The sequence below is a fragment of the Paraburkholderia sediminicola genome (assembly GCF_046026855.1).
Classification (GTDB): Bacteria; Pseudomonadota; Gammaproteobacteria; order Burkholderiales; family Burkholderiaceae; genus Paraburkholderia; species Paraburkholderia sediminicola_A.
The window spans coordinates 118,902-142,804 of record NZ_JAQQET010000005.1 but is presented as its reverse complement, the minus strand read 5'-3'; the positions used below and the strand labels follow the sequence as shown (position 1 = coordinate 142,804).

Genomic DNA, 23,903 nt, shown 5'->3' with positions numbered 1-23,903 from the left:
GCGAGCGAGTGGTGGTTAAACGGATAGTTCAAACTGCGATTCCATACGAATGGTAATGCATCTGATTCGCATTAACAATCTATTTCGCATGGTAAGTCATCTATAAGACATCTGTCTTAAGACATAGGGTAATAGGCTGTAAGCCTTGAGTGGCGGGGATCGGCCCCTTTCGGGGCGTCGCGGCGATATGTTTGTTTAGCAGCAGCTACTGGAAAACGCGCATATACTCACGGTCGGGCCGTAAAAAGTAGTGCCGTGGGTCGCGCTGCGTTTTTGCTGCTTCGTCGCAACTCGCGGGCTCAGCGCCACGAACGCTCTGTCTAACACTTCATCTAGCAAAGCATCAAACATGTCCACTCCGCCGAAGATCATCTACACCCTGACCGACGAAGCGCCTGCTCTGGCGACTTACTCGCTGCTGCCGATCGTCAAGGCGTTCACGCGCTCGTCCGACGTGATCGTTGAAACGCGCGATATCTCGCTTGCTGGCCGGATCATCGCTGCATTTCCGGACTACCTGACCGCGGAACAGAAGGGTTCCGACGATCTGGCGGAACTGGGTGGACTCACCACGCGTCCGGAAGCGAACATCGTCAAGCTGCCGAACATCAGCGCTTCGGTGCCGCAACTGAAGGCCGCGATTACCGAGCTGCGCGATCAGGGCTTCAAGCTGCCGCCGTATCCGGACGTAGCGAATACGGAGGCCGAAAAAGACGTCAAGGCTCGCTACGACAAGATCAAGGGCAGCGCCGTGAACCCGGTTCTGCGCGAAGGCAATTCGGATCGCCGCGCGCCGTTGTCGGTCAAGAACTACGCACGCAAGCACCCGCACAAGATGGGCGCCTGGAGCGCGGACTCGACGTCGCACGTGGCGCACATGAGCAGCGGCGATTTCTACGGCAGCGAAAAATCGGCGCTGATCGCAGCCGCCGGCGCCGTGAAGATCGAACTGATCGCCGCCGACGGCTCGACGAAGGTCCTGAAAGAAAAGACGGCCGTGCAAGCGGGCGAGATCATCGACGCTTCGGTGCTGAGCAAGAACGCGCTGCGCAGTTTCATCGAAGCGGAAATTGCCGATGCGAAGAGCAAGGGCGTGCTGTTCTCGGTGCACCTGAAGGCGACCATGATGAAGGTGTCGGATCCGATCATCTTCGGTCACGTGGTGTCGGTGTTCTACAAAGACGTGCTGACCAAGCATGCCGACGCGCTGGCGCAAGCCGGCTTCAACCCGAACAACGGTATCGGCGATCTGTACGCGCGTCTGAAGGATTTGCCGGAGCAAACGCGTGAAGCGATTGAAGCCGACATCAAGGCGCAGTACGAGCAACGCCCGCAACTGGCCATGGTCAACTCGGACAAGGGCATCACCAGCCTGCACGTGCCGAGCGACGTGATCGTCGACGCTTCCATGCCGGCCATGATTCGCGAGTCGGGCAAGATGTGGGGCGCGGACGGCGCACTGCACGACGCCAAGGCTGTGATCCCGGACCGTTGTTACGCCGGCGTCTACCAGGCTGTGATCGAAGACTGCAAAAAGAACGGCGCTTTCGACCCGGTCACGATGGGTACGGTGCCGAACGTTGGTCTGATGGCGCAGGCCGCTGAAGAATACGGTTCACACGACAAGACGTTCCAGATTTCCGCGAACGGCGTGGTCCGCGTGACCGACGCAACCGGTACGGTGCTGATCGAGCAGGCGGTTGAAGCCGGCGACATCTGGCGTATGTGCCAGACCAAAGATGCGCCGGTCCAGGATTGGGTCAAGCTCGCGGTGAACCGCGCTCGCGCCACTGGCACGCCGGCTATTTTCTGGCTGGACGCGGCTCGCGCACACGACGCCCAGATCATCAGGAAGGTCGAGCAATACCTGAAGGACCACGACACCAGCGGTCTGGATATCCGTGTCATGACCCCGGTTGAAGCGACGAAGTTCTCGATCGAGCGCATCCGCGCCGGCAAGGACACGATCTCGGTCACCGGCAACGTGCTGCGCGACTACCTGACCGACCTGTTCCCGATCATGGAACTGGGCACCAGCGCGAAGATGCTGTCGATCGTTCCGCTGATGGCCGGTGGCGGCATGTTCGAAACCGGCGCGGGCGGTTCGGCGCCGAAGCACGTTCAACAACTGGTCGAAGAAGGTTTCCTGCGTTGGGATTCGCTCGGCGAATTCCTGGCGTTGGCGGCTTCCCTCGAACACCTGAGCGGCGCGTATCACAACCCGAAGGCGCAGATTCTGGCCAAAACGCTGGATCAGGCAACGGGCAAGTTCCTCGACAACGACAAGTCGCCGGCGCGCAAGATTGGCGGTATCGACAACCGCGGCAGCCACTTCTACCTGGCCATGTACTGGGCCGAAGCACTGGCCGCGCAAACCGAAGACTCCGCATTGCAGGCGCAGTTTGCCGGCGTGGCGAAGGCGATGGCCGACAACGAAGCGAAGATCATCGAAGAACTGGGTGCAGCGCAAGGCAAGCCGGTGGATATCGGCGGTTACTACCGTCCGGATGTCGAACTGACGAGCAAGGCCATGCGCCCGAGCGCCACGCTGAACAAGATCGTCGACGCGATTGCCTGATGGTCTGAATGTGGTGCTGAATAAGGCACTGACGCTGTTGCCTAACGCATTCAGATAGGCAAAAAAGTCAGCGGTCAGCAAGACGATGGCGCTCCTCAGGAGCGCCATCGTCATTTCTACGCATACGTGAGTGGCGGTCATGCCTGCGCTCACACGTGAACGATTTCCCAATCGCAGAGCTTTTCAGGAATCTCGAGCGTCGACGTGTCCACCTCCGTCAGCTGCGGGCAGCTCAGGCCGCGTGCGACTTCATCGGCAGCCTGTTGCGGGCTGGAAAATTCACCGAGCGTTTCGTTGCCGTAGGTTGCCTCCCAACCATCCTGGCCCGGCAAAATGTAGAACGCTCCCTGGGTCGATCCAAAGCGAAAGCCTTTCATTTTTAGTCTCCCAATTGCCAATTAAAAACCGCGATGCCGTGACCTGCTTCATGTGCGGGCGGGGGACTTACTGCGACTGCGTCTTCGTCCCGTCTTTCGCTGCACCCTTTTCGCTGCGTCCTATGAAGCGTCGGCTCTTGTAAAAGAGTCTACGTCAGTGAGTCATGGCGCAAGGGGCTGTTAGACGGTTCATTCGATCAAAAAATATCGTTTAAAAATAAAGGCTTGCAGTTGTCGTTTTACGATGTGCAACGTGGGGCGGCATTGCGAAATGACGAATTTGTGCCACGCACCACGATTTTTTACGAAGCAAGGGCTCATGCCACATCGTGAAATTTTGGCGTTGTGGCCAAATAGTGGGGTGTCATGCATTCGCGGCGGAACGAAACGTCGGGCGGGATCGCTCCTTTCAGGGAAGAACCCGCTTCAGAAAAGCGAGCATCACGCGGTTGAATTGCGCCGGCCGTTGCAGCGGGGCGAAGTGGCTCACGCCAGGCAGGAGAGTCAGCGCCGCGCCGGGGATGCTGCGGGCGAGATATTCGGCGTGTTCCGGTTTGATGAACTCGTCGTGTTCGCTTTGGACGATCGCAACCGGCACGCGAATCCCGGCCAGATCGTGCGCCGAGTAATTGGGTTGGGTTCTCATCATTTCGCTGACCGCGCCGACAAATGCGTCGAAGTCGGCGGGCGTCGTGGAGAGTTGCGCATAGTCTTCGGCATGCCGCCCAAAGCAACGGTCAATGATCGGCGTCGGCACGAATTCTTTCGTCCCGCCCGGATCCATGTTGCAGCCGAAGAAAAACACGCTTGCAACACGCTCCGGGGCCTGGCGGCCGAGCACCAGGGCGACGCAGGCGCCGTCGCTCCAGCCCACCATCGCCGCCCGGTCGAGCTGGAGCGTGTCCATTACGGCCAGAACGTCGGAGGCCATCAACTCATACCTATAGGGGCGCGCATCGCGGGTGCTGCGGCCATGGCCGCGGCTGTCGACCACCACCACGCGATGCCCCGAAGCGACCAGTGCCGGGACCTGATAACCCCAGTTGCCGCTGTGTCCCAGACCGCCATGCAGCAGGATCACCGGCGCGCCGCTCCCATATGACGCGTACCAGATTCGCGCGCCTTCGTGCTCCACGTAGCCATGGTCGTTCGAGACCGGCAATGGGGCCGCGCCGTGCGCTTCGAAATGGGTGAGGTCGTCGTCGTGGAATTCCATAAACGGTTCCTTCCTGGTGAGCTCAGCAACCCAAGAACCCCCTAGATTGCCAGCGCCACCACCAGAAAATCAACCACGCTACGGATTTTCGTGCCCGGACCGTGGTTGGGCAGCGTCAACGTATGCCGCGTCGTGGCAAGCGGAGTCTCGTCCGGCAGCACGCGAACCCGTGTGCCTGCGTTGCGCGTACCGCAGAATCTCGGTCAGTAAGGCGATACCGAGGCCGAGGCCGGAAGCGTGGTTCGGCGCCGGTGCCTCCCCTCAATAATTCGTTTGCCCGAGCCCGTGTTGCGCGGCCGTATTCGACACGCTTCTGCGCGGCGCCGGAAACACGACCAGCATCAACACGACCCCGGCCAGCAGCACCACCGCCAATCCAATCAGCCCATATTGCGCACTGCCGGTCTGCGTCTTGACCCAGCCAACTAACGCCGGACTCACGAAGCCGCCGGTGCCGCCGAGACTCGTGATCATCGCGATGCCGCCCGCCGCCGAGGAGCGCGGCAGGAAGGTTTGCGGAATCGTCCAGAACACGACAAACGAGCCGTACGACGCAGCCGCCGCCAGCGCCAGCAAGCCCACGCCGAGCGCGACGTTATGGCCGGCTGCCGGCAGCAGCGCGAACGCCAGCGCGGTGACGCAAGCGCTGGCCGCGACGTGCCAGCGCCGTTCCATGGTCCGGTCGGAACTGGCGCCCACCACATAGGTGCCGAGCGCAGCCGCAATGAAGACGAGGGCGGACAGCAGCCCGATGTCCAGCACGTTGGCGACACCCATGTCGCGGATGATGGTCGGGGCCCAGAAGCCGATTGCGTTGAACGGCATCATCACCGCGAAATAGACGAGCGCTGCGAAGTACACGCGTGGGTTGGCGAGCGCGCCACGCAGTCCGTCGAGATGACCGGTTTGCTTGGTCTGCTCATCGGCGGCGAGTTCACGCGACACCAGCGCTTTCTCGCGCTCATCGAGCCAGCTCACGTCTTCTGGTTTGTCGCCGAGCATGAGGAACGCGACGATTCCGAGCGTCACGGCCGGCACGCCTTCGAGAAGGAACAGCCACTGCCAGCCCGGCAAGCCACCGACGCCCGCCAGCCGCGTCATGATGAATCCGGACATCGGGCCGCCGATGATGCCCGCCACCGCCGTGGCCATCATCAGAAATGCGGTGACGCGGGCGCGCCGCGCGCCCGGAAACCAGCAGCTCAAATAGAAGATGATGCCGGGGAAGAAGCCCGCTTCGGTCACACCAAGCAGGAAGCGCATCGCGTAGAACTGCGTCGGCGTGCGTACGAACATCATCAGACTCGACACCAGCCCCCACGCGAACATGATGCGCAACAGCGTGCGGCGCGCGCCGACACGCTGCATCCACAGATTGCTCGGGACTTCGAACAACACGTAGCCGATGAAGAAAAGCCCTGCGCCCAAGCCATATGTCGACTCCGAGAAGCCGAGGTCGTGCATGAACTGCAGCTTGGCGAAGCTGATGTTGACGCGGTCGATATAGCTGATCACGTAGCAGAGAAACAGCAACGGAATCAGCCGGAAAAAGATCTTGCGGTAAGTGCGGTCGACTTCGACGGGCGTAAGGTCGTCTGTGCTCGATGTGCCTGAATGCGAATAGCCGTGCATGATGGTCTCGCGAAGAATGCCAACTGCGGTGAACGTCGCTGTGTCTGTTGCGATGCGTGTTGCCACGCGTCGTGCGGCTTTAGCGCGATGTGTAGCGCTGTATGTAGCTGTACGCGGCAAATCAGCGACGTCCGGTCTCAAAGCGGCCTGGCACCGCCTCACTATCCGTCCACGACAGCCGGAGCGCAATGCTCGCTTTCGTGCAAGTGGTTGGCGGCAGCGGCGTTGGCAAGATCCGCGGCGTCGGCCGCGCGCGGCATGCAGCGTGCCAACGCGTCGCCGGCCCGCACGCCCTTGCCTGCGGGCAGCACAAAAAGCGGATTGATATCCAGTTCCTTCAGGTTCGCCTGCTGGTCGAGCGCCATCGCGGAGAGCGTGACGATCGTTTCGACGAGCGCCTCGATATCGCCAGTTGGCTTGCCACGCGCACCGTCGAGCATTGCGAAGGCGCGCAGTTCGCGGATCATCGCGTGGGCGTCGGCGCGCGCGACCGGGGCGAGCCGGAAGGTCACGTCCTTCAGCACTTCGGCATAGATCCCGCCGAGACCGCACATCACAGCCGGTCCGAACGACGCATCGTTCTCGATGCCGACGATCATCTCGATCGCATCGCGGATCTCTTCCTGCACCAGCACGCCTTCGATTCGTGCGTGAGGCACATGGCGGCGCGCGTTCGCGACGATTTCGTCGAAAGCATCGGCGAGTGTCGCTTCATCGCGGATGCCGACGCGCACTGCGCCGGCTTCTGTCTTGTGCGGAATGTCAGGCGATTGCACTTTGATCACAAGCGGAAAGCCGATTGATCGCGCGATGGCGCATGCTTCATCGCGGTTATGCGCGAGCCCGCTCCGGGGCGTCTCGATGCCGTAATTGCGTAGCAACGCCTGCGATGCGTGTTCGGTCAGGTCGCCCCGACTGGCGGCTAGCAACGTGCGTGCTTGCTCGACATCGTATTGCGGCAGTGCAAGCGGTTCAGCGCTGCATGCCGCGGCACGCGTGCGCCGCGCCTGCGCATAGTCTGACAACGCCGCGAACGCGCGTCCGCAACGCACGGGTGTTGCGTACAGCGGCACGCCATGTGTCTCGATCATCTCGTACGCTTCGCATGCCATATCGCGGCGCGCGTTCCAGGCAAGCATCATCGGCTTGGTCGTGCTCCCGTAGACGCGCACGATCGCCTCGGCCATCGTGCGTGCCACTTCTCCACTCGCTGCGGCTGCCATGATCGCGATGGCGTCGATGTTCGGATCGTCGGCAATGATCTGCAGCGCGTCGGCAAAAATCTTTGGTTCAGCGAGGATGCCCGCGGTGAGATCGATCGGATTGTTCAGCGAGGCGAACGCGGGCACGATCGGTTTGAGCCGCTCGAGCGTGGCGGCCGACAACGCGGGCACGGACATGCCACGTTCAGCACAGGCATCGGTGATCAGAATGCCGGCGCCGCCCGAGAGCGTGACGACCGCGATCCGGTTGCCGCACGGCAGGCGTTTGGCTTCGAACGCCCTGGCGTAGTCGCCGAGGTCCGCGACATCGGTGACTTCGATCACGCCGGTCTGGCGGAAAGCCGTGCGATAGAGCGCGGAGGCGCCGCCCAGATTCGCCGTGTGCGACGCGGCTGCTTTGGCGCCGTCGGCAGTATTGCCGACCTTCCATGCGAGCAGCGGCTTGCCGGCGTCGAGCGCGCGGTTGGCGACGTCGACGAGACGCCGCGCATCCTTCAAGCCTTCGATATACGCGGCGATCAGCGACGTTTGCGGGTCCGCGATGCATGCATCGACGAGATCGAGCAGGCTGACGTCTGCCTCATTGCCGGTGGTGATGAAATGCCGCAAGCCGATGCCGAGTTCGTCGGCCATCAGCAATAACGCACAACCGAAACCTCCGCTTTGCGAAATCAGCGACAGGCCGCCGCGCCGGTAATCGACGCCGAACGGCGCGCCGAAGCCGGCGTAGACGCCGGCGCCCGTGCTGACGAATCCCTGGCAGTTCGGGCCTATTATGCGGATGCCGAACGCCTTGGCGATGTCTGCGCATTCGCGCTGCAATGCGGCGCCGGCTTCGCCCGCTTCCGCAAAGCCTGAGCTGTAGATGATCGCGAAGCCGATACCTTTTTCGCCGCATTGGCGCAGCATGTCGGGAACGCGACGCGCCGCAACGAGGATCAGCGCGAGATCGGGCGTAGCGGGCAACGCGGCGATGCTGGCATGGCATGCCACGCCGGCAATCTCCGCATATTTCGGATTCACCGGATACAGCGCGCCCTGGTAAGCGTGCTGGATGAGAAAGCGCATCGGCTGGCCGCTGATCGATTTCGGATCGTTCGAGGCGCCGATGATCGCGATCGAGCGCGGATCGACGAGCCGGTTAATATCGAGCGTGTTTGCGCAGCGCGTGCCGGACTTCATATCAGACTTTATGACGGGGTTCATGACGGTGTTCATGCTGCACGCGCAGCGGCGGCTTGCACGCTGTCCTTCTTGCTGTCCTTCTGTTCCGCCAGATCGCGTTCAGCCGCGCGCCGCAGCGTGATCTTCGCGATGTTTAACTGATGAATCTGTGTGGTGCCTTCATAGATGCGGAACGCGCGCACATCGCGGTAGAACCGCTCGACCGCATTACCCGCGAGATAGCCGCGTCCGCCGAGCATCTGAACCGCGCGGTCCGCGACGCGACCACACATCTCCGAGGCGAACATCTTGCACATCGACGCCTCCAGCGCCACGTCTTCGCCCGCATCGCGTTTGCGAGCGGTTTCGAGAATCATCGAGCGCGCGGCGAAAATTTCGGTCTGGCATTCGGCGATCAGCGCCTGCACGAGCTGGAACTCGGCGACGGGCTTGCCGAACTGCTCGCGTTTCGATGTGTAGGCAACGGCTTCTTCAAGCATCCGCATGGCGGGGCCTGTGCACAGCGCGGCCAGATGAATGCGCTGCTTGTTCAATACCTTCATCGCGGTACGGAAGCCTTGGCCTTCGACGCCGCCGATCAGATTGGCCGCAGGCACACGGCACGCATTGAACACCACGTCGCCGACCGGCGAGCCCGCCTGGCCCATCTTGTCGTAAGGCGCGCTGGTGGAGAGACCCGGCATGCCGCGTTCGACGAGAAATGCGGAAATGCCACCGGCGCCGGGCGTGGCAGGATCGGTGCGGGCCATCACCGTGAACAGGTCCGCGATCGGCGCGTTGGTGATGAAGCACTTGCTGCCATCGAGAATGTAGTGATCGCCCTCGCGCCGCGCGGTGGTGCGCAACGCGGTGGCGTCCGAGCCGGCGTCCGCTTCGGTCAGCGCGAAAGCGCCGGTCAGTTCGCCCGAGGCGAGACGGGGCAGATAGTGCTGCTTCTGCGCGTCGGTACCGTCGGCGACGAGCGCTTCCGAACCGATGCCGGTATTGGTGCCGACCCGCGCACGGAATGCCACCGAGGCTTGCGAGAGCTCGAACGCGCCGCGCACGAGTTGTTCCGTCGAAAGTCCTGCGCCGCCGAAATCGCGCGGAATGCTCCAGCCGAAATAGCCGAGTTCGCGCATGCGTTCGACGAGATCCGCCGGCACGGCATCCGCCTTCTCGATCTCGTTTTCGCGCGGCATCGCTTCTTCACGAACGAAACGCGCGACGTCCGCGAGCATCGAGTCGAAATGCGAGGGGTTCATGGTCATGCCTGTCTCCGTCATGTGAGTCGATTTATGGCTTTACTATCGAATATTTACAGGCTGACTGCGTGATTTGTTCGACTCTGCAGAACAGAGTTTGGATATGCTGAACAGGGCGCGCAAAATAGGCTATCTGGAGGAAGACGATCATGGCAGCCAGCAACAAGCTTTCCAAAGCGGCAGCGCTGACAAGCGACTATCTGGATTCGAAGGCCCGCTATGTGCCCGACGAATTCGACGGCGACCGGCAATTCGCCACGACTTTAGCGCGCGGCCTCGACATCCTGCATTGCTTCACGCCACGCGAATCGCAGCTCGGCAATGCGGACCTGGCGGCGCGCACCGGCATGACCAAGGCCACCATCTCGCGCTTCACCTACACGCTCACGCGCCTCGGCTACCTGCGCGTCAATCGTATGAACAACAAGTTCCAGCTCGGCTCGGCCGTGCTGTCGTTGAGCTATCCGTTGCTCGCGAGCTTGAGCGTGCGGCAGATCGCGCGGCCTTCAATGAAGGACCTGGCGGATCAGATTCGCGGCTCGGTCTCGCTCGGCATGCGTGACCGGCTCAATGTCGTGTATCTGGAAAGCAGCCGCAGCACGACACCTTTGGGCTTGCCGGCGGATATCGGCCTGAGCTATCCGATCGTGCGCACCGCGATGGGCCGGGCGCTGCTCGCCGCGCTGCCGGCCGAGCGCCGCGAGGCGCTTTGCAATGAGATTGCGGTCAAGGCGCCGAACGAATGGAATACGTTTCGCGAGCGGGTGATGAGCGGCATCGATTACTTCTATGAGCGCGGATTCTGCGTCTCGTACGGAGACTTGCGACAGGAAGTGCACGCCGTCGCCGTGCCGATGAAACCGTCGAGCGACGGCGAGATTCTGGTGTTCAACTGCGGGGTGCCTTCCTATCTGCTGAAGGAGAATCAGTTGGAGGGGGATATCGGGCCGCGGCTGGTTTCGATGGTGCGCAGTGTTGAAGGGGCGATGGGGATTTATTAGGCCCTTTGGAGATATTCCTCTCCTGCGCGGTGAATATCCGCACCCCCGCCGATATCCACCGCGCAGCGCGATGTACTTACTCCGACGCTGAGTCGCCGAGCTTGTCGATCAATACCGCAACGAAGGTTTCCGTGACGGGCGGCAGGGTCCTGCCGCGTTTCTTGATGAGGGCAATCGGGCGGGTGAACGCGGGATCGTCGACAGGGCGGACCACCAGTTCAGGTTCCGCTCGAACCTCGCGAGCCGACGCGGGCAGGATAGTCACGCCGAGCCCGGCGCGTGCCATAGCGACGGCGCTCATCATGTAGGTCGGCTCACAGGCGATCTCCGGCACACAGCGAGCGTTTGCAAAGGCGCTATCGACCACCGCCCGTACGCTCGTGCCTGGGGCGGTCAACACGAGCGGCACGGCAGCGAGGTCGGCCAGCGTGATGCGCCGCCGCCGTGCCAGCGCATGACGCTTCGGAAAAACCGCTACCAGCCGGTCGATGCCCGCGTGCAGTACCTCGAAGCCGGCATCATCCAGTTCGCCGCCGGTCAGCCCGATATCGACCTCTTCGTTGCGCACCAGCGTGTTGACCATGCTGGCGACCACGTCGCGCACGTGGAAGCTCACGCGCGGCACGGCCTTCTTCATCTCCTGCACGAGTTCGGGCAAGACGCTGGCCGCGAAAGTCGGCAGGCACGCGATCCGTACTGTGCCGCTGGTACCCTCGCCGAGCGCACGCGCGTCGATCAGCACGTGTTCCATGTCGTGCAGCGACTTCTGCAGCAGCGGTAACAGTTCGCGGCCGGTCGGCGTGAGCGCGACATTGCGGCTGTTGCGATCGAAGAGCCGCATGCCCACGGTTTCCTCGAGGCGGCGAATCTGCACCGTCAAGGCCGGTTGGGACAGATGCAGTCGTGTCGCCGCACGCGTGAAGCTGCCCGTTTGCGCGACGGCGATAAACGCGCGAATGTCCCGAAGGTTCAGATCCATAATGGTTTGTAATTGCTGTGATCAAATCATTTCAATTGATTTATTGCCGGCTCGAACTTACGCTGGATCGCAGTAAAAAACAACATTGGAGACAAGCACATGCTGCCATTGCTGGGGCTGGCCACCATCGTCGTGCTGCTCGGCGCGATCCTGTCGAAACGGATGTCGCCACTGGTGGCGCTCATCATCGTGCCGATCGCGGCGTCGCTCATCGGCGGCTTCGGCTTTCAGACAAGCAAGTTCGTGATCGACGGGCTCAAGAGCCTCGCGCCCGTGGTCGGAATGTTCGTGTTCGCGATTCTCTACTTCGGCACCATCACCGACGCCGGCACGCTCGATCCGATCATCGACCGTATCCTGCGGGCCGTCGGTACACGACCCACGCGCATTGTGATGGGCACCACGCTGCTCGCATTGCTGATTCACCTGGACGGCTCCGGCGCGGTCTGCTTTCTCGTCACGATTCCCGCGATGCTGCCGCTCTACGATCGCCTGAAGATGGATCGGCGGGTGCTGGCCGCGGCCGTTTCGATGGCGGCCGGCATCAACTTTCTGCCATGGACAGGGCCGATGATCCGCGCGTCGGCGTCGCTGCATCTGCCGATTTCGGCATTGTTCAATCCGCTGATCCCGGTGCAGGCAATCGGCCTCGTGTTCGTCTTCGGCATGGCGTTCTGGCTTGGGCGGCGCGAGGAAAAGCGGCTTGGCCTCACGGGTGCGAGCGGTTCGGTGCCGATGCCGAAGCGCGAACTGACGCCCGAGGAGCAAGCCTTGCGCCGGCCGAAAAACTTCTGGTTCAACATCGTATTGACGCTGCTCGTACTCGGCACGATGGTCGTGATGGGCGAGAAGATTCCACCGGCCATCATGTTCATGGTGGGGCTGTGCATCGCGTTGATGGTGAACTATCCGAACGTGGACATGCAGCGCAAGCGTATTGACGCTCACGCGCGCGCCGCGTTGATGATGGCCGGCATTCTGCTCGCGGCCGGCGTGTTCACTGGCGTGATGCAAGGCAGCGGCATGCTGAAAGCGATGGCGCAGGCAGCCGTGGGCTTCGTGCCGCCCGCGATGGCAAGCCACATTCCCGTCGCGCTCGGCTTGATGTCGATGCCGCTGAGCATGCTGTTCGACCCGGACTCGTTTTACTTTGGCGTGCTGCCGGTGATTGCCGAGGTGGCCGGCCAGCTCGGCGTGCCCGCCGTACATGTGGGCCAGGCCGCGCTGCTCGGCCAGATGACGACCGGCTTTCCGGTCAGCCCGTTGACACCGGCGACATTCCTCGTGGTCGGCCTGTGCGGTATCGATCTCGCCGACCACCAGAAATTCACGTTCCCCCTGCTGTTCGGCGCGTCGATCGTGATGACGATCGCCTGCGTCGTGCTGGGGATATTTTCGTTGTGAGCTTGACTGTTTCACTGAATGGATACGACCAGCATGACGACCACTCACGCTAGACGCCAGGTGCGAATTGGCGCGGGCGCGGGATATTCCGGCGACCGCATCGAACCCGCAGTCGAACTGGCGGAATACGGCGCGCTCGATTACCTCGTGTTCGAATGCCTCGCCGAACGCACCATTGCGATTGCGCAGCAGGCGCGCAGCAAAGACGCAGAGCTCGGCTACGATCCGCTGCTCGAAACGCGCATGAAGGCCGTGTTGCCCGCTGCGATACGCAACGGCGTGCGGATCATTTCGAACATGGGCGCGGCGAATCCGCTCGCGGCGGCGCGCAAGACCGCGGAGATCGCGCGCGCGCTCGGTCTCGGCGATGTGAAGATTGCCGCGGTCACCGGGGACGATGTGCTCGACGTCGTGCGTCAGGGCAATTTCCGCTTCGAGGAGTCCGGTGAAAGCGTCGCTTCGTACAAGGATCGCCTCGTGTCCGCGAATGCGTATCTCGGCGCGTCGGCGATTGTCGATGCGCTTGCCGCCGGTGCGCAGATCGTGTTGACCGGACGTGTCGCCGATCCGTCGTTGTTCGTGGCGCCGCTGATCCACGAATTCGGCTGGCAGATGGACGATTGGCAGACGCTCGGGCAGGCGACGGTGATCGGCCACCTGCTCGAATGCGCCGGACAAATCACGGGCGGTTATTTTGCCGATCCGGGTTTCAAGGACGTTCCCAACCTCGCGAGGCTCGGCTTTCCCATCGCTGAAGTGGCGCTCGATGGCTCCGTGGTCATCACCAAGCTCGCGCAATCCAGCGGACAGGTGACCGAGGCGACTTGCAAGGAGCAACTGCTGTATGAGATTCACGACCCGCAGCGCTATCTGCAACCGGACGTGGTCGCCGATTTCACCCAGGTGCGTGTCAGGCGGGAAGCGCCGGATCGCGTTCATGTGAGCGGTGGACGTGGCACACCGCGTACGGATACCCTGAAGGTGTCCGTCGCGTACTTCGACGGCTATATCGGCGAAGGGCAGATCTCGTACGGCGGTCCCGGCGCGCTGGCGCGTGCCCGGCTGGCACTCGATATCGTGCGGGAACGGCTTGCGCTGACCGGCGTGGAAACGCGCGAATTGCGCTTCGATCTGATCGGCGTGAACGCGTTGCATGGCGAAGCGGTGGCTGCCGGTTACGCCGAGCCTTATGAGGTGCGAGCGCGGGTGGCAGGGCGCACCACATCGCAGGCGCAAGCGGTGCAGATCGGCAATGAGGTGGAGACGCTTTACACCAATGGTCCGGCGGGCGGTGGCGGCGTCACGAAGTCGTCGCGCGAAGTCGTCGCGGTGCAATCGGTGCTGTTGCCGCGCGAGCATGTGAAGCCGATTTTCTCGCTGGTGGAGGCGTGATATGAAACTACGTGAGCTTGCTCATTCGCGTACCGGCGACAAGGGCAATACGCTGAACATCTCCGTGATCTGTTACGACGCGAAGCACTATGGGCATCTGCGAGCGGTGTTGACACCGGAGCGGGTCAAGGCGCATCTGGGCGATGTCGTTCAAGGTGACGTGGTGCGTTATGAACTGCCTGGCATTGCCGCGTTCAACTTCGTACTCGGTCATGCGCTCGGCGGAGGCGTGACGCGCTCGCTTGCGCTCGACGCGCACGGCAAATCCTTGAGTTCGGCGTTGATGGGGCTGGATGTCGAGGCCCCTACGCCGTAGATCCGTTTCGAGCCGGTCTGGCAATCCATCCCCGCGCGCGATCGCCGCGCAGCATCTGGTCGGGTTGCCGGACCCGGCCATGAGTCGTGACCGTTTCGCGTATGCGTTAGCGCTAACCGCTTGCCTTGCTCAACTCATGCGCGCGCCGAAGTCTTTCGCGGCTGTTGCTCAGATGCATCCGCATGGCGGCGCGTGCATCGTCCGCGTCCTGACGTTCGATCGCCCGATAAATCATCTGGTGCTCGCTAAGCACGTTGCGCAGGTGCTCGATATGGTCGAGCTCCGCGATCTCAGCGGTGCCGAGGCGCGTGCGCGGGCTCACCGCGCGGCCGAGTTGACTGAGTACATCGAAGAAATAGCGATTGCCACTTGCGCGCGCGATCTGCAGATGAAACTCGATGTCGTGCGCCAGCGTGTCAGTACTTCCCCGCTCGAGTTCGGACTCGAAACGCTCCAGCGCGGCACGAATCTGCCTGAGATTCTGCTCGGTCCGTCGCGCTGCGGCGAGCGCGGCTGAGGCCGCCTCGACGTCGATACGGAATTCGATAATGGCCATGACGTCCAGCATGCTGGACAGGTCGGCGGCGGGCAGTTGCATGGACTGCTCCGTGGCCGGCTCCAGAACGAACGTGCCGATGCCGTGGCGCGTCTCGACCACCTTGGCCGCCTGCAGGCGCGAGATCGCTTCGCGAACCACGGAGCGGCTCACCGAGAGCTGCTTCATCATCGCGACTTCTGTCGGGATGCGATCTCCCGGCCTCAGGGCGCCGCGTCGGATTTCATCGGAAAGGGTGGCCACCACCTTCTCAGTTAGGCTGCTCATTGCTGTGGCTTAGTGACTAATCGGCTGGAAATACAAGCTGTGTGCGAGAGACGTCATTTCACGTCTCGATACGGCCATCATAGCGCCAGTCAGAATCAGGCGCGGTGGCCGCGCCGAAATTCCCTCAAAGGATGGCACAGGACGCCGCTTGAAAGCAGCGGCTCGCCTGCGATCACTTGTTGACGAGGCGTGCCGGTGTCATCAGCGCCAACAGTCCGCCGAGCACCATGAACCCCGCCAGCAGAAACATCCCTGCCGACGTGCTATGCGTGCGTACGGTGAGATAGCCGAACAACGAAGGCGAGAAGAGTCCCGCCAGATTGCCGAGCGAGCTGATCATCGCGATGCCCGCCGCAGCCGCTCCGCCGCTCAGCAGGGCGGTCGGCTGAGCCCACAGCAGCGGTGCAACGGCGAACACGCACATCGACGCCGCGGTCATCGTCACGATCGTCATGGTCAGGTCGTTGCTCCACACCGTGCTGAGCGCCAGTAGCGCGGCGCCAGCAAACGCCGGTAAAGCGAGGTGCCAGCGGCGCTCGCGCCGTTTGTCCGAGCTCATCGAGAGGGCAATCATGGCGACCGCCGCGAACGCGTACGGAATCGCGCTCAGCAGGCCGACGTTCAGCGCGCTGCCATGGCCTGCACGCTGCAGGATGGTCGGCAGCCAGAAACTGATACCCATGTTGCCGGTGGCGAACGCGAACAGCATCAGGCTCATCAGCCAGATGCGTCCGCTCGTGAAGACGCTGCGCGTGTTCGACGTCGGCTTCTGGGCATCCTCTTTGGCGATATTGGCGGCGATGATGCTTTTCTGTTCGTCGGAGAGCCAGCGTGCGTCCGCCACCCGGTCAGGCAGCAGAAACCAGATGACGATACCGATAACCACCGCCGGCAGCGCCTCGAGGAAGAACAGCCATTGCCAGCCGTGCAGGCCCGATACGCCGGTGAACCGCTGCATGATCAAGCCTGACAGCGGGCCGCCGACCAGCCCGGAGATGGGCAGCGCCGCCATGAACATCGCGACGATCCTGCCGCGTCGATGGGCCGGGTACCAGTAGGTCAGATACAGGATGATGCCCGGAAAGAGGCCGCACTCGGCCATCCCGAGAAGCAGCCGCAGGGCGTAGAACGAGGCCGGCGTGCGCACGAACAGCATGCACATCGACACCAGTCCCCATGAGACAGCGATGCGGGCGATCCAGCGGCGCGCGCCGACCCGATGCATGATCAGATTGCTGGGGACTTCGAAGATCGCATAGGCCAGGTAGAAGATTCCTGCGCCGAAACCGTAGACCGCGTCGCTGAATCCGAGATCGGACGCCATCTGCAACTTGGCGAGACCCACGTTGATCCGGTCGAGATAAGCAATGCAGAACGCGGTGAGCAGCACGGGCATCAGCCTGCGGGTGACCAGTGAATACAGCGAATCTTCTTCGGTCGTCGCAGTCCCCGCCGTTTGTGGTTCGGCGGCGGACGCCGTCGCCAGTGTTTTCATGGATTGCCTCCTGGGCAGAATTCAAGTCATCAGACGTCTTAGTTCGTTTTTTGTGGTGCGACGTGTTATTGCAGTATATTCGTGGCGAAGTCCCAATGTATATGCCTTGCAAGGCAGGGTAAACGCCCCGTTGGAATCAGTCGATAGAAAGTAGTAGACTGTCGTCAGACAACGTATCACGCATTTAAGGACCGGATCATCCGGCCGGCTCGAATGCATCGTGGTGCGTTCGGGCAGGCCGCCGGAGTGGCCGACACTGGAGACAACCTTGACATCTGCTCTCACCACGGCCGCCGACCCACTTGAGTCCGCGATCTCGAAGGTCAAGCGGCACGTGCTGCCGCTTTTTCTGATCATGTTCATCGCGAACTACATCGATCGCGTGAATATCGGCTTCGTCAACGCTCACATGCAGACGGACCTCGGCATTGGCGCAGCCGCATACGGGCTGGGGAGCGGTTTGTTCTTTATCGGCTACGCGCTCTTCGAAGTGCCGTCGAACGTGCTGATGCAGAAGTATGGCGCGCGCGCCTGGCTGACCCGCATCATGGGCACCTGGGGGTTGGTCGCGGCCGCTATGGCATTTGTCTGGAACGATACGTCCTTCTACGTGCTGCGCTTCCTGCTCGGTGTCGCCGAGGCCGGCTTCTTTCCGGGCGTAGTGTTTTACTTCACCCAATGGCTGCCGCAAAAGGAGCGGGGCAAGGCCGTGGCGGTCTTTCTTGGGGGCTCCGCTCTCGCGTCGGTGCTGTCCGGTCCGATTACCGGCAGCCTGTTGTCGATTCGCGGCTTCGGCCTGCACGGCTGGCAATGGATGTTTCTCATTGAAGGCGCTTTCTCGATCGTGCTGTGCGGTGTCAGCTGGATGCTGCTGAAGTCGCGCATTCGCGATGCCTCGTGGCTGACGGCTGAAGAGCGGACCGTTCTTGAATCGTCGATTGCGGCGGAGCAGGCCGAGCGCGAGGCGCACGGCGGTGCGCATCTGCCCGCGATGAAGCTGCTGAAGGACCCGCAGATTCTGCTGTTCTGCTTCCTGTACTTCGCGATTCAATTGACCATTTACGCGGCTACCTTCTGGCTGCCGACGATCATCCGCAAGATGGGTGGGCTCTCGGACTTCCAGGTCGGCATGTTCAATGCGATCCCGTGGCTCATCGCCATGGTCGCGATGTACTGTTTCGCGGTGTTGTCGGCGAAATGGCGCTTCCAGCAGGCGTGGCTGGCCGTGGCGCTCGTTATCGCGGCGTGCGGATTGTTCGCCTCGACTTCGGGTAACCCGGTACTGTCATTCGTGGCAATCTGCTTCTCGGCGATCGGCTTCAAGGCAGCGTCTTCGCTCTTCTGGCCGATTCCGCAGGGTTATCTGGATGCACGCGTTGCCGCTGCGGTTATTGCGTTGATCAATTCGGTGGGCAACCTCGGCGGATTCTTCGCGCCGGCCGCGTTCGGCTATCTGCAGCAGCATACCGGCTCGATTACCGGCGGCCTGTATGCCCTGGGCGTGGCTTCGCTGATCGCGGCGGCGGCCGGCTTCCTGACCCGCAATCGCCGTGTGAACTCCGACACGTTGCCGGAATCGCTGCATAGCAAAGCCCACTGACCGGCGAAAATTGTCGACTATGAATAACGCATTTCTCACTTTCTGTCCGGCATGGGTTTCAAGCGCGCTTGTGCAGCACGCGGACGCCCACGTGCTGGCTCACTAATTCAACCGGGCCCATTCTCATGTCCACGAACTCATCTCAATCGAACGCTACGCCGATCGTGACCGAACTGCGCGTCGTGCCCGTCGCCGGTCGTGACAGCATGCTGATGAATCTGAGCGGCGCGCATGGCCCGTTCTTCACGCGCAACATCGTCATTCTGCGCGACAGTGCCGGCCATACCGGCGTCGGCGAAGTGCCGGGCGGCGAGAGCATCCGCAAGACGATCGACGACGCGCGCCCGTTGGTTGTCGGTCAGTCGATCGGTAATCTTCAAGCTATCCTGAACAAAGCGCGTACGCAGTTCGCCGACCGCGACGTCGGCGGGCGCGGTCTTCAGACTTTCGATCTGCGCACCACCATTCACGCGGTGACCGCGCTCGAAGCCGCACTGCTCGATCTGCTTGGTCAGCATCTGGGCGTGCCCGTCGCGGCACTCCTCGGCGAAGGCCAGCAACGCGACGAAGTGGAAATGCTCGGTTACCTGTTCTACATCGGCGAGCGCAAGAAAACCGATCTGCCTTATGTCAGTGGCGCGGACGGACACGACGCCTGGGAGCGCGTCCGCACTGAAGAAGCGATGACGCCCGAGGCCGTGGTGCGACTTGCTGAGGCGGCGCAGGCGCGCTACGGCTTCAACGATTTCAAGCTCAAGGGCGGGGTGTTGCCCGGTGACGCCGAAATCGAAGCGGTGACGGCGCTCGCTGAACGTTTCCCCAACGCCCGCGTCACGCTTGATCCGAATGGCGCATGGTCGCTCGCGGAAGCGGTGCGCCTGTGCCGCGACCAGCACGACGTGCTGGCTTATGCGGAAGATCCGTGCGGCGCGGAAAACGGCTATTCGGGCCGCGAGGTGATGGCCGAATTCCGCCGCGCGACCGGTTTGCCGACGGCGACCAACATGATTGCTACCGACTGGCGCCAGATGGGTCACGCGATCCAGTTGCAGTCCGTGGATATTCCGCTTGCCGATCCGCATTTCTGGACCATGCAGGGCTCGGTGCGTGTGGCGCAGATGTGCAACGAATGGGGTCTCACCTGGGGCTCGCACTCGAACAATCACTTCGACATCTCGCTCGCGATGTTCACGCATGTCGCGGCGGCGGCACCCGGCAAGATCACGGCGATCGACACGCACTGGATCTGGCAGGATGGCCAGCGCCTCACGCGTGAGCCGTTGCAGATCGTCGGCGGCAAGGTCAAAGTGCCTCAGGCCGCAGGCCTCGGTGTCGAGTTGGATATGGACGAGATCGAGAAGGCGCACGCGCTGTATCAGCAACATGGCCTCGGCGCGCGCGACGACGGCGTTGCCATGCAGTACCTGATTCCGAACTGGAAGTTCGATAACAAGCGCCCGTGTCTGGTGCGCTGAGTCTCCTATGATCTGAGCGGTGGTCCATGCGGCCGTTCGCTCTCACCCGCAATTCACGCTATCAAGCTATTACGCTATGACCTCACCGCAAGAACTCAAAGCGATCGTTTCTGAAGGCCTGCTGTCCTTCCCGGTAACTGATTTCGACGAACAGGGCGATTTCCGCGCCGATACTTATGCCGGGCGCCTGGAATGGCTCGCGCCGTATGGGGCGACCGCGCTGTTTGCCGCCGGTGGCACGGGCGAGTTCTTCTCGCTGACCAGAAGCGATTACACCAACGTGATTCGCACGGCGACCGAGACCTGCCGCGGCAAGGTACCGATTCTGGCCGGTGCGGGTGGCCCGACGCGTGTGGCGATCGACTATGCGCAGGAAGCTGAGCGTCTTGGCGCAAGTGGCGTGCTGCTGATGCCGCACTATCTGACCGAGGCATCGCAGGAAGGGATTGCCGCGCACGTCGAGCAAGTATGCAAGGCGGTGAAGAACATCGGCGTGATCGTCTATAACCGCGCGAATTCGAAGCTGAATGCGGACATGCTCGAACGTCTCGCGGACAGTTGCCCGAATCTGATCGGTTTCAAGGACGGTGTGGGTGAAATCGAGGCGATGGTGACGATTCGCCGGCGCCTCGGCGACCGCTTCTCGTATCTGGGTGGGCTGCCGACCGCGGAAGTCTATGCCGCGGCTTATAAGGCGCTCGGCGTGCCGGTGTATTCGTCGGCGGTGTTCAACTTCATTCCGAAGACCGCGATGGATTTCTATCGCGCGATTGCCGCGGACGATCACGCGACCGTCGGCAAGCTGCTCGACGAATTCTTCCTGCCGTATCTGGCGATCCGCAACCGCCGCCAGGGTTACGCCGTCAGCATCGTGAAGGCGGGTGCGAAGCTGGTCGGACGTAGCGCAGGTCCGGTGCGCGCACCGCTGACCGATCTGACTGAAGAAGAGTTGGCGCAACTCGACGTGCTGATCAGGAAGCTCGGCGCGCAGTAAGCAGTCAACTCCGCCGGAACACAACGTGCGAGATGCGCTGCACGAGCAACGCGGCCACAAGCGCTGCCACCGCCGTCAGCCACACGCCGATATGAATCGACTGCACCAGTGCATCGCGGGCCGTGTCGATCAGCGCCAGCGTATTGAGCCCTGATGGCTTCATATCCGTAATCAGTTTTACGCGCGATGCTTCGTCGATCAGGATGCGCAGATCGACGAAGCGCGGCTGCCATTGCGATACGGCCGGCTCGCCGAGCACGCTCATCGTGCGGGTGACCACGTCGCGATAGTGGTGCGACACCACGGTCGCGACGATGCTGGTGCCCAGCATCCCGCCCACCATCCGCGTGGACTGCAGCAGCGCCGTCGTGATGCCGAAGCGTTCGCGCCCGGCAATCTCCTGGCCGAACACATTCAGATTGTTCAGGATGAAACCCAGGCCGATGCCGACGGCCGCCATTGGCAATTCGATCCATACGTGCGGTGTCTCCGGATTGGCAAACGCCAACGCGATCGATGCGAACAGCAGCAGCGCGAAACCGATCGACAGAATCCGCGTGGGCTTCTTCATGTGAATGACGATGCGCGTATTGAGCAGGCTGCCGAGTGCGATGCAGGCGGCGATCGGCGTAGCGAGCAGACCGGCTTGTTGCGGCGACAGCCCGAAGCCGCCTTGCAACAGCAGCGGCGCGAAGAAGATCAGCGAGAACATCACGAAGCCGGACAGGAAGCCCAGTATGAATAGCGTGACGAGCTGCCCGTCCTTGAACAGGTCAAGCGGAATGATCGGATGCGTAGCGCGTTTCTCGCACACCAGTAATGCGATGGCACCCGCAACCACGAAGGCCGCCAGCGCCAGGTTGCCGGCCGTGAGACCGTATTTCGGCACGGCTTCAATGAGAGCCTGAAGGCCGCCCAGCACGACGGCGACCAGCGCTGCGCCGAGCCAGTCGATCTTGACTTCGCCTTCATGCGGACGCTGCAGATTGGGCAGATGCGCCCAGATGAAATAGAGCGCCGCTGCGCCGACCGGCAGATTGATCAGGAAGGTGGAACGCCAGCCCCAATGCTCGCTCATCCAGCCACCCAGCGACGGACCCGCCGCGGTGCCGATCCCGTACGCGGCCGCCATCACCACTTGCCAGCGCACCCGCGCGCGCGGATCGGGAAAAAGGTCGGGTATCGACGCGAACGCCGTACCCACCATCATCCCGCCGCCAACCCCTTGCAAGCCGCGCGCGATCACGAGAAACAGCATGTCGTTCGCGACGCCGCAGAGCACCGATGCGATCGTGAACGTGATGACCGCGGCGATCACGAAACGCTTGCGGCCGAAATAGTCGCCGAGACGGCCGAACACGGGGACAGTCACTACCGACGCCAACAAGTACGCACTGGCAATCCATGCGTAGTACTCGAAGCCATGTAGTTCGGCGACGATCGAAGGCAGCGCGGTGCTGACGACGGTCTGGTCGAGTGCGACCAGCATGTTGACGAGGCCGATGCCCAGCATGGCTAGCAGGGCGTTTCGGAAAGGCAGGGCAGCAGTCGCAGTCGGATTCACGGGTCTGGGAGAGAAGGGCTTTTCAGGATAGGCGCTGCGCGGCAGGGCGCGGGCCAGGGTCGTGACGACAACTATGTCCTATAGTTGTCTGACCTCTCACCATTATACGGGTTTTCCCTTACGCGAAACTATTCCCGTTGCTCGTTTTATCCGTATCGTTATGGCGCCCCGATTCTGGCCAATGTAATGGCACGTTCGGGACATGCAGTCACGCACAAGCCGCATGCCCGGCACGCATCGGCGTTTGGCGTGTACGCGACTTTCATTCCATGGACGCGCAGCTTGAATCTGTGCAGCGCTCCCAATTGCTGGTAGTCGTCCGTGTCGATCCGGCGGATGTCGAAAACGTGCTCGGGACAGACTACTGCGCAATCGCCCTTGCCTTCGCACCGTTTCAAATTGACGATGGGAACAATCACGCCTGCCTCCTGCTTGCAAGCGGATGTCGAAGTGTCGCTCATGCTTGATCCCCTGGGCGCTTTCCGTCAATGGACGATAGGTTCTTCTGAAAATTGTTGCGTTCCTCGGGTGTCATCCGTTCCCACCGGCGCCAATGCCGGCGTCCGTGGCAACCGCCATGTCCTCGAAATCCGCCAAACAGAATCCGGCTCAGAATCAGCAGGCCCATCGCGTGCAGATAGTCGATCGAACGGCCACCGATGAATAGCGCCGGGATAACCCAATTCCATAGCGTCATCACCATCCATCCCAGCACGGCAATGCCCACCAGAACCAGCAGTGCTTTGCCGACGCATCTCAGTTTGAAACTCATCTATCTGCTCCTTTTGATATCCAGTTCGTCATACACGGCGTTGCAAGCGAACGCGGTCGATGATGCGGTTTCGCGCCACGCGGCGGTGCCATACGCCTGTAGACGATTCACGATCGAAAATATTGTCGGCGACGAGAAAAATGGCGTGACTACGCCGGTGGCGAGCTAATATCGCGACTCGCACCTTCCTTGAAGGAGACAGTGATGAGCAAGATGATTTTCGTGAACTTCCCGGTGCATGATCTGGCCGCGTCAAAGCGCTTCTATGAGGCGGTCGGCTTCACCAACAACCCGCAATTCACCGATGACACGGCCGCCTGCATGGTGTTGAGCGACACCATCCACGCGATGCTGCTGACGCACGATAAGTATCGGCAGTTCACGACCAAGGCGATCCCCGATGCACGAACGACAAGTGAGGTATTAATCTGCATCACTGTCGACAGCCGCGCTGAAGTCGATGAGATGGTCGGCAAGGCGAAGGCCATCGGCACGGTGATCGATCCGACCCCGACGCAGGATTTCGGCTTCATGTACGGTCGCAGTTTTGAGGATCCGGACGGCCATATCTGGGAAGTGATGTGGATGGATGCCAACGCCGCCGCCCATTGATGCAGCGTGTGTCAGAGTAAC

20 protein-coding genes are annotated in these 23,903 nt (G+C 61.9%); 9 read left to right on the top strand and 11 right to left on the bottom strand.

Features of this window, described 5'->3' with window-relative positions; translation table 11 throughout:
- Nucleotides 1-349 precede the first annotated feature (349 nt).
- A complete protein-coding gene (locus tag PQR40_RS07490; protein WP_408236731.1) occupies nt 350-2,578 on the top strand; it encodes an NADP-dependent isocitrate dehydrogenase in 2,229 nt (742 codons plus the stop codon).
- Between the two features lie 149 nt (nt 2,579-2,727).
- Here the strand turns inward: PQR40_RS07490 and PQR40_RS07485 are convergent, their stop codons facing one another.
- The 5 genes from PQR40_RS07485 to PQR40_RS07465 form a co-directional block, all read right to left on the bottom strand.
- Entirely contained in the window at nt 2,728-2,955 is a 228-nt protein-coding gene (locus PQR40_RS07485) for a hypothetical protein (protein WP_408236728.1), read from the bottom strand.
- A 409-nt stretch (nt 2,956-3,364) separates the two neighbouring features.
- A complete protein-coding gene (locus tag PQR40_RS07480; protein WP_408508689.1) occupies nt 3,365-4,171 on the bottom strand; it encodes an alpha/beta fold hydrolase in 807 nt (268 codons plus the stop codon).
- 261 nt (nt 4,172-4,432) lie between these two features.
- The gene (locus tag PQR40_RS07475) at nt 4,433-5,803 is read right to left on the bottom strand and encodes an MFS transporter (RefSeq protein WP_408338412.1); all 1,371 of its coding nucleotides are present in this window, start codon (nt 5,801-5,803) and stop codon (nt 4,433-4,435) included.
- A 161-nt stretch (nt 5,804-5,964) separates the two neighbouring features.
- Nucleotides 5,965-8,232 carry an acetate--CoA ligase family protein gene (locus PQR40_RS07470; protein WP_408508688.1) on the bottom strand — a complete coding sequence of 756 codons (2,268 nt, stop codon included), beginning with the start codon at nt 8,230-8,232 and terminating at the stop codon, nt 5,965-5,967.
- 8 nt (nt 8,233-8,240) lie between these two features.
- On the bottom strand, nt 8,241-9,461 hold the full coding sequence (locus tag PQR40_RS07465; protein WP_408236719.1) for an acyl-CoA dehydrogenase family protein: 1,221 nt from the start codon (nt 9,459-9,461) through the stop codon (nt 8,241-8,243).
- 143 nt (nt 9,462-9,604) lie between these two features.
- Here PQR40_RS07465 and PQR40_RS07460 point away from each other — a divergent pair, with 143 nt between their 5' ends.
- Nucleotides 9,605-10,456: an IclR family transcriptional regulator gene (locus PQR40_RS07460; protein WP_408236716.1), complete on the top strand. Its 852-nt coding sequence runs from the start codon at nt 9,605-9,607 to the stop codon at nt 10,454-10,456.
- Between the two features lie 76 nt (nt 10,457-10,532).
- On the opposite strand, the gene PQR40_RS07455 is transcribed toward PQR40_RS07460, so the two are convergent.
- Nucleotides 10,533-11,435: a LysR family transcriptional regulator gene (locus PQR40_RS07455; RefSeq protein ID WP_408236713.1), complete on the bottom strand. Its 903-nt coding sequence runs from the start codon at nt 11,433-11,435 to the stop codon at nt 10,533-10,535.
- A gap of 99 nt (nt 11,436-11,534) precedes the next feature.
- Between PQR40_RS07455 and PQR40_RS07450 the strand changes: the two genes are divergently transcribed.
- From PQR40_RS07450 to PQR40_RS07440, 3 genes are read left to right on the top strand one after another with little or no spacing between them, the layout of a single operon-like run.
- On the top strand, nt 11,535-12,839 hold the full coding sequence (locus tag PQR40_RS07450; RefSeq protein WP_325047073.1) for a CitMHS family transporter: 1,305 nt from the start codon (nt 11,535-11,537) through the stop codon (nt 12,837-12,839).
- A 33-nt stretch (nt 12,840-12,872) separates the two neighbouring features.
- Nucleotides 12,873-14,231: an acyclic terpene utilization AtuA family protein gene (locus tag PQR40_RS07445; RefSeq protein ID WP_408390372.1), complete on the top strand. Its 1,359-nt coding sequence runs from the start codon at nt 12,873-12,875 to the stop codon at nt 14,229-14,231.
- Nucleotide 14,232: 1 nt separating this feature from the next.
- On the top strand, nt 14,233-14,547 hold the full coding sequence (locus tag PQR40_RS07440; protein WP_408236704.1) for an AtuA-related protein: 315 nt from the start codon (nt 14,233-14,235) through the stop codon (nt 14,545-14,547).
- A gap of 112 nt (nt 14,548-14,659) precedes the next feature.
- Here PQR40_RS07440 and PQR40_RS07435 read toward each other — a convergent pair whose 3' ends face one another.
- Nucleotides 14,660-15,370 carry a FadR/GntR family transcriptional regulator gene (locus PQR40_RS07435; protein WP_408236701.1) on the bottom strand — a complete coding sequence of 237 codons (711 nt, stop codon included), beginning with the start codon at nt 15,368-15,370 and terminating at the stop codon, nt 14,660-14,662.
- Between the two features lie 172 nt (nt 15,371-15,542).
- A complete protein-coding gene (locus tag PQR40_RS07430) occupies nt 15,543-16,865 on the bottom strand; it encodes an MFS transporter (RefSeq protein WP_408236698.1) in 1,323 nt (440 codons plus the stop codon).
- A 268-nt stretch (nt 16,866-17,133) separates the two neighbouring features.
- Between PQR40_RS07430 and PQR40_RS07425 the strand changes: the two genes are divergently transcribed.
- From PQR40_RS07425 to kdgD, 3 genes are all read left to right on the top strand, one after another.
- Nucleotides 17,134-18,465, top strand: a complete 1,332-nt coding sequence (locus PQR40_RS07425) for an MFS transporter (protein ID WP_408236695.1) — start codon at nt 17,134-17,136, stop codon at nt 18,463-18,465.
- Nucleotides 18,466-18,590: 125 nt separating this feature from the next.
- Nucleotides 18,591-19,940, top strand: coding sequence for a glucarate dehydratase (gudD, locus tag PQR40_RS07420; protein WP_408338361.1), 1,350 nt, complete (start codon nt 18,591-18,593; stop codon nt 19,938-19,940).
- 76 nt (nt 19,941-20,016) lie between these two features.
- Nucleotides 20,017-20,934 (top strand): 5-dehydro-4-deoxyglucarate dehydratase, encoded by a 918-nt coding sequence (kdgD, locus tag PQR40_RS07415; RefSeq protein ID WP_408338359.1) that lies wholly within the window; start codon nt 20,017-20,019, stop codon nt 20,932-20,934.
- A gap of 4 nt (nt 20,935-20,938) precedes the next feature.
- Here kdgD and PQR40_RS07410 read toward each other — a convergent pair whose 3' ends face one another.
- The 3 genes from PQR40_RS07410 to PQR40_RS07400 form a co-directional block, all read right to left on the bottom strand.
- Nucleotides 20,939-22,447, bottom strand: a complete 1,509-nt coding sequence (locus PQR40_RS07410; RefSeq protein WP_408338357.1) for an MFS transporter — start codon at nt 22,445-22,447, stop codon at nt 20,939-20,941.
- A gap of 209 nt (nt 22,448-22,656) precedes the next feature.
- Nucleotides 22,657-22,959 carry a 4Fe-4S dicluster domain-containing protein gene (locus tag PQR40_RS07405; RefSeq protein WP_408236683.1) on the bottom strand — a complete coding sequence of 101 codons (303 nt, stop codon included), beginning with the start codon at nt 22,957-22,959 and terminating at the stop codon, nt 22,657-22,659.
- Nucleotides 22,956-23,270: a hypothetical protein gene (locus tag PQR40_RS07400; RefSeq protein ID WP_408508687.1), complete on the bottom strand. Its 315-nt coding sequence runs from the start codon at nt 23,268-23,270 to the stop codon at nt 22,956-22,958. The genes PQR40_RS07405 and PQR40_RS07400 overlap by 4 nt, the downstream gene beginning before the upstream one ends.
- A 204-nt stretch (nt 23,271-23,474) precedes the next feature.
- On the opposite strand from PQR40_RS07400, the gene PQR40_RS07395 reads away from it, so the two are divergent.
- Nucleotides 23,475-23,882, top strand: a complete 408-nt coding sequence (locus PQR40_RS07395) for a VOC family protein (RefSeq protein ID WP_408236767.1) — start codon at nt 23,475-23,477, stop codon at nt 23,880-23,882.
- Nucleotides 23,883-23,903: the final 21 nt, after the last annotated feature.